The sequence below is a fragment of the Helicobacter trogontum genome, assembly GCF_000765905.2.
In the GTDB taxonomy this organism is placed as follows: domain Bacteria; phylum Campylobacterota; class Campylobacteria; order Campylobacterales; family Helicobacteraceae; genus Helicobacter_A; species Helicobacter_A trogontum.
The window spans coordinates 1-5,753 of the sequence record NZ_JRPL02000051.1; the positions used below are offsets into that span (position 1 = coordinate 1).

Consider the following 5,753-nt stretch of genomic DNA (forward strand, 5'->3'; position numbering starts at 1 on the left):
TAAAGTAAGCATTTGAGCTAGAGCACTACCTAGTGAATGTCCTACTATATTTAAGCTTTTAGATTCTATGATAGCAGGATATTTTGCTTTGCATTGATTTGCATTGATTATAGAATCTTAGCATATCATTATATTGTCCTTGTGGAATGTATCCTAGAGTCATTCTTGCATCTGTTTTTAAATCCCTTGTATCACTTGGCTCTATACCACGAATGGCTAAGATATAATTAATATAGCCATATTCACTTGTATAGCTAATCTCTTTAGATTCTGTATTCTTTTGTTTTCTTTTTTCACCAAATAAAGTAGCAGAAAAACCTGATTCAGTATTTGGTTGATGGATGAGTAAATCATAGCGAGAAAAGAATTGTTTAGCTTGGAGTGGGGAGAAGTCGCCATCAAATAACCTATCATCAAAGAAGCCATCTTTGGGTTTGTCATTATCATCAAGGTAGTATTTATAAGTAATGTCGAGTATATCAGCGTAGGTGATATCTCTTTGGCTTTCATTTGGCTTATATTTTTTAAAATTATCTTTAAATTCATTTAGTCTCTTTTCATCTTTATCATTATGTTTATAGGTTTTATCTACCAAATGAAAATACCCATAGGCAGCTTGAGCTAATTCAGCATAATCTCTTAGTTTTTGTATTTGTCATTTACTATTCATTGTCTCATCTCTCTAGTATTTGCCAATTACACAATATTCTGTTTTTACTGGTATATGAAAGTTTCCATCAGTGCTTATATTCCAAATGATATTACCCTCTAATAAATAACTTTGAAAATGTAGTATTTTTCGTACATCAATAATATTTTCTCTTGTAGGCTTATGTTGAAATAATATAATGTTGGTATCATAATTAAAAGGGCTGTAGATTTTTACAAAAAGGTTGCAACAGGGTTTTTAAGAACTAGTTGTAAGAAAAATTAAATAGCAAAAGTATGCAATTAATAAAAGTTTAATTTATTTTACTTTATCTTTGCTTTGTGTGGCTTTTTGTTTATTTTGCCCTGCTTGTAGTATTTTTTGAATCTGCTCATTTGCCTTAAAACTTGCTTGAAATTCAACTCGTCTTGATAGTTCATCACTTGCTAAGGGTTTTGCAAAACTTACACCATTAGCACGTAAAAGTTTAATAAGCCACTCTTGTTTGTCAGTAATGCTAGGGAGTGAGAAGCAATACTTTAATACCTGGAAGGCTCTCTCTTGACTTAGTTCTGCATTGCCTAAATATCTTCTCTCTAGCGATTGTGCACCTTCCCAATCCTTAGAAGTATGCCCTTCGATTCTAATATCTTCTATAAAATCTCGATATTTTTCACCATATAAAATACGCACATAACGTGGAAAAAAGTCATCTAATATTTTTTGAAATCTCTCTTTTACTCTCTTTTGCCCAACATCAAATAAAATATCTTGTTTCTGAAATCTTATCGTTGTATCTTCTTCTATAAAAGCATCCCATTTTTTTAAATCTTTACCAAACTCTTGTATCAGATCTTTATAGAGCTCTTGTTGTAAGTTTGAGTAATTTTGTGCTAAATCGCGCATTTTTTCATTTTGTAATTCTAGTTGTTTTTTCTCATTTTCTAAAGTTACCATAAAGGCTATAGCAATCATCATAAAAATCATCATAATGCCAGACATCATATCTGATATAGTAATCCAATGACTTGATTTCTCTTCCATATAATTCCCTTAGATAGATTCCTCAATAAACTTTATGCAACGCCCATGATTTCTTTAACTTTCTTTAAAAACCATTCATAATTATTTGCAAAACTTTGTGTCATTTGCTCCATTTTAGAATCTAAGGTTTCAAGGTTTGTCCCAAGATTTTTGTGTATTAATTCCCCCTGCTTCACTAACTCATCTGTGCTATTTTTAAAATGTTGCACTACTGCTTGAAGCGTTTCTTTTTGTTTTGTAAGCAGGGTATCACTTGAAGTTGCAAGAGTTTTTACATTTTGCTCAACTGCATTTACAGCCTTATGTAGTTCTTCTGTTGCTTGTGCTTGATTTTTAAGGTTTGCTTGCATACTTGCTTGCATAAGTTTAATATATTGCACACATAAGTTTTTAAAATGTGTATTTAGATTCTCAAAACTTGTTTTTGTGTTGCTTTCAAAATTCTGAAGTGTTGTATCAAAACTTGACAATTGTTTATCAAAGCTTTGCAGCAAGGATTCATTTTTTTGCATAACGTTGCTAAACTGCTCTACAAGTCCTTGCGTCAGGGTGTTTAAATTCTTATCTAAATTACCATACAATTGTGTGTAGGAATCTTTTACCACCTGTAATGTCTCTTGACTTAGGTTTTGGTTATTTTGTTTTAAGCTTTGCATATCATTTAGAATACTTTGGCAATTCGTATGTATATCACTGCTTGTTGTTTGTAGGCTTTGTGTAAAGTTTTCTAAATTTTTGCCTATAGTATCATAGAATGTCTGTGATTTTGCTTGTATATCTGTGATGATTGTTTGTTGTGTGTTTAATGTGTGGGCAAGTTTTTCATCATAGCTTTTTTGACTCTCTGCATTTGTTTGCTGTAGTTTGTCAATAACTCCTTGTAAGTTATCTTTCAAAGCATCACCTGTTAGCTCAAGATTTCGCGACAATGTCGTGCTATTATTTGTAACTTTAGTCAGCAAAGAATCTACATTATGAGTGAGCTTTTCATAGGTGGAATGCAAGAAGTCATCAAGTTTTTGATGTGAGTTTATGAGACTATTTGATAGATTTATTGCTTGCGAATCAAGACTTTTTACAATAAGATTATTGTCTTTCTCAAGCATATCACTTAAGTTCATATAGTTATGTTCTAGCATTTTGTTAAATTTATTTAACATTTGTTGCAAATTTGTATCAAGGCAAGTAGTTTGCGTTTGTAAAAACTCGTGCAATATATCACCTTTTTGCGTCAAATCTTGTTGTAACTGCTCAGTTTGTGTGCCAAAGGTATTCTTTAGATTCTCATTTTGTGCTAATAAGTTTTCATTTAGGGCATTTGTTTGCGTTTGTAAAAACTCTTGCATTTCTTGTGCCTGCTTATCAAATGTCGTATTCATACGCTTATATTGTCCTTTTAGCAACTCTACAAAGTCATCTGAGGTTTGTATAAAATGCTGACTTGAGTTTTTAAGTACTGCGGCAATGGAATCTGTTGTCTTTGTATGTTGGGTTTGAAGGCCATCTTGCATATTTTGCAATGTATCCCTTGTAGCATCATGTAGCATACTTAATTCTTTTTCTAAATGATCATGCGTAGTTTGCAAACTAGATACTATATTATCTTGATATGCAGAGTGTAGTGTGGAGAGATTTTCTACTGCATTTTGTGCTATCTCTTCGTTACTTTCTTTTATTTTTTCTAGTGAGGTTGTGTGTAGATGGGTTAAGGCTTGTATGCTTGTTTCTTGTGTTTGCATGATAAAATCTCTTGCCTTTAAGGCATGTTCATTTATCTGAATGAAATTGTCTTCTTGCATATTTTGCAATGTATTTATATGTTCTTTTGCAAGTTTGCCTGTCATTTCAATGCTTGTATGTAGATTTATTTTTCCAGAATCTTCTAATTCTTTAGCACAATCTTTTAAGAAATCGTATGCAGTTTGTGAGGTTTCTAGAATCTTATCTTGCATGTATTGATAATCTTTGCTAATTTTATCTTGAAAGCTTTGATGTAAGGCATCGATATTATTCATAATGTGTTCATAGTTATTTTGCAACATATTTTGTAATATTTGATCGCGTTTCTCAAAAGCATTTGTAAGTGTCTCTATAGAATCTTTTGTGAAATTTTCTAAATTATTAGCATTATTTGCGAGAGTTTCTTGCAAAATTTCTGTTGTATGCGTCATTTTTGTGTGCAAAGATGCAAATTGATCATCATAAAGTGTATGCATTTTTTCTTGCATTTGTGTAACTTTGGATATACTCTCATGACTTACCATATTAAGCTTTTCTAGCATAGAATCTGCATTATTTTTAAATGACTCGTTTAAATGTATTATCGAATTTGATTTTGTCACTATATCATCATTAATGACTTTTGCCAAATTATTTGAAGTTTTGCTGGCTTCTTTAAAAGATTCTAGAACTTCAATATTTGCATGTTGTAATGAATCTTTGAAATCATTGTAGGAAACTTTAATAGATTCTAAAATTTCACTATTTTGTGTCTGCAATGTCGCATTGGTGTTATCAAGTCGCATGCAACTTGCCTCAAGAACTGAAAGTAATTTTTCCTCATAATTTCGTAGATACCCCTGCAGAGTTTCTTTTGCTTGCTGTAAGGATTTAATAAAGTCTTTAGAGTCCTTCAATGCCTCAAGACTAGAATCCTTTAGCGTTGCTATTACCTGTAGTTTTTCTTCAAAACTTTGTTCAAGGGTATTTAGCGTTTTTAATGCTTGTAAGAGGTTTTCTTGAATATGATTGTTTTGTTTGTTATACTCTTGTATTTGAATGAGGTTTTCTTTATTTGCAAGGATAGATTCTGTTGCTTGTTGCATGGAGTCTTGTGTGTCTTTTAGTGTTTTTTGCATTATCTGCATAGAGTTTGTATTGTCTAGAATCTGCTCTTTATATTGTTGCTGCCATGACAGCATATTATAGGTTGCTTCATTTAATTGCTTGAAGTTTTCGCCAAATTGTTCTTTTAGATTATTATTAAAATCACTAATTACAATCTCAAGAGCCTTGATAAGCTCTTTACTTGCCCCACTTGCTAATGTTTCTAATGCTTTATGTAGGGAAACATCAATATCTTTTAGCATTTGCTTTAAATCTTTTTCAAAATTTTCTTTTTTTACAAATTCGCCTTTAATATCCCTCAATGCAGTGTTGATATGTATGAGTTCTCTTAAGTGCATGAGCTCATCGAGCTTGTGTGCTTGTGTAGCGATGAAGTCTATTTCACTATTTTCAGCCGCTTTACTCTTTCCTTTCTGATATATACTAAGTGCTATAGCTAAACCCATACCTACAATAGAAGTATAAAAAGCTATTTTTAATCCATCTAATAGCATGGGCACAGAGCTCAATAAATCGCGTGTATCAAATCCTATAAGTCCCACAAAAATACCCGCGAATGTCCCAAGTATTCCTATGCTCATTATCAGTGATTTAAAATCTTTGTGATTATTGCTACCAAAACTTTTTAGATCCCATATGGCTAGTGCTAGCATTAGTAGCGTAAAAATTATATTAATAATCATTGCAACCTCACTTGTGAATTCTGATTATCTTTGATTTGATGCCCCTGTTTTTTAGATGTGCAGTTTTTATATCTACGTGTAAGTCAAGTGTCATGTCAAACAATACTGCAATAGACAGACCAAACGCAAATCACAATTAGGATTTGCCCGTGCTGATGTAGTTATTGTTGTCCCTATTTATACATCACTTTACATCTAGCTTACACCATTTGCACGTAATTATAGCAAATTTATTATTTTTTTAGTCCATGATCACAAGATAAATGATGTGATTTTGCTTATCTTACTAAGTGTTTATGTTATGCTAATTTGTGAAGTATGCACGAGGATATAGCAGAATTCTTACAGATATTGGAGTTATACCAATACCTTTTAAGCTAACAAAAAAATGGGAGTGTGTCTGCGTGATAGTGCTCACGCAAAATCAGATGATTTAAAACTTCTTTCTATTAACATCTTCTAGAATCTTAACTGCAACAGAATCTATTGCATTGCTTATTTCTTGTGATTGATTTGCAATGACTACATTT

The 5,753-nt window shown here is 31.8% G+C and carries 3 protein-coding genes; all 3 read right to left on the reverse strand.

Annotation, left to right across the window (positions count from 1 at the left end; translation table 11 throughout):
* Positions 1 to 58: 58 nt before the first annotated feature.
* A complete protein-coding gene (locus LS81_RS11700) occupies positions 59 to 595 on the reverse strand; it encodes a hypothetical protein (protein ID WP_237022231.1) in 537 nt (178 codons plus the stop codon).
* A gap of 372 nt (positions 596 to 967) precedes the next feature.
* Entirely contained in the window at positions 968 to 1,693 is a 726-nt protein-coding gene (locus LS81_RS10335; RefSeq protein ID WP_034345565.1) for an OmpA family protein, read from the reverse strand.
* 32 nt (positions 1,694 to 1,725) lie between these two features.
* Positions 1,726 to 5,121 carry a hypothetical protein gene (locus LS81_RS10340; protein ID WP_237022232.1) on the reverse strand — a complete coding sequence of 1,132 codons (3,396 nt, stop codon included), beginning with the start codon at positions 5,119 to 5,121 and terminating at the stop codon, positions 1,726 to 1,728.
* Positions 5,122 to 5,753 lie beyond the last annotated feature (632 nt).

Coding starts and splice junctions, on each gene's coding strand:
- LS81_RS10335 (WP_034345565.1), bottom strand. CDS start 1,693: ATGGAAGAGAAATCAAGTCATTGGATTACTATATCAGATATGATGTCT.
- LS81_RS10340 (WP_237022232.1), bottom strand. CDS start 5,121: ATGAGCATAGGAATACTTGGGACATTCGCGGGTATTTTTGTGGGACTT.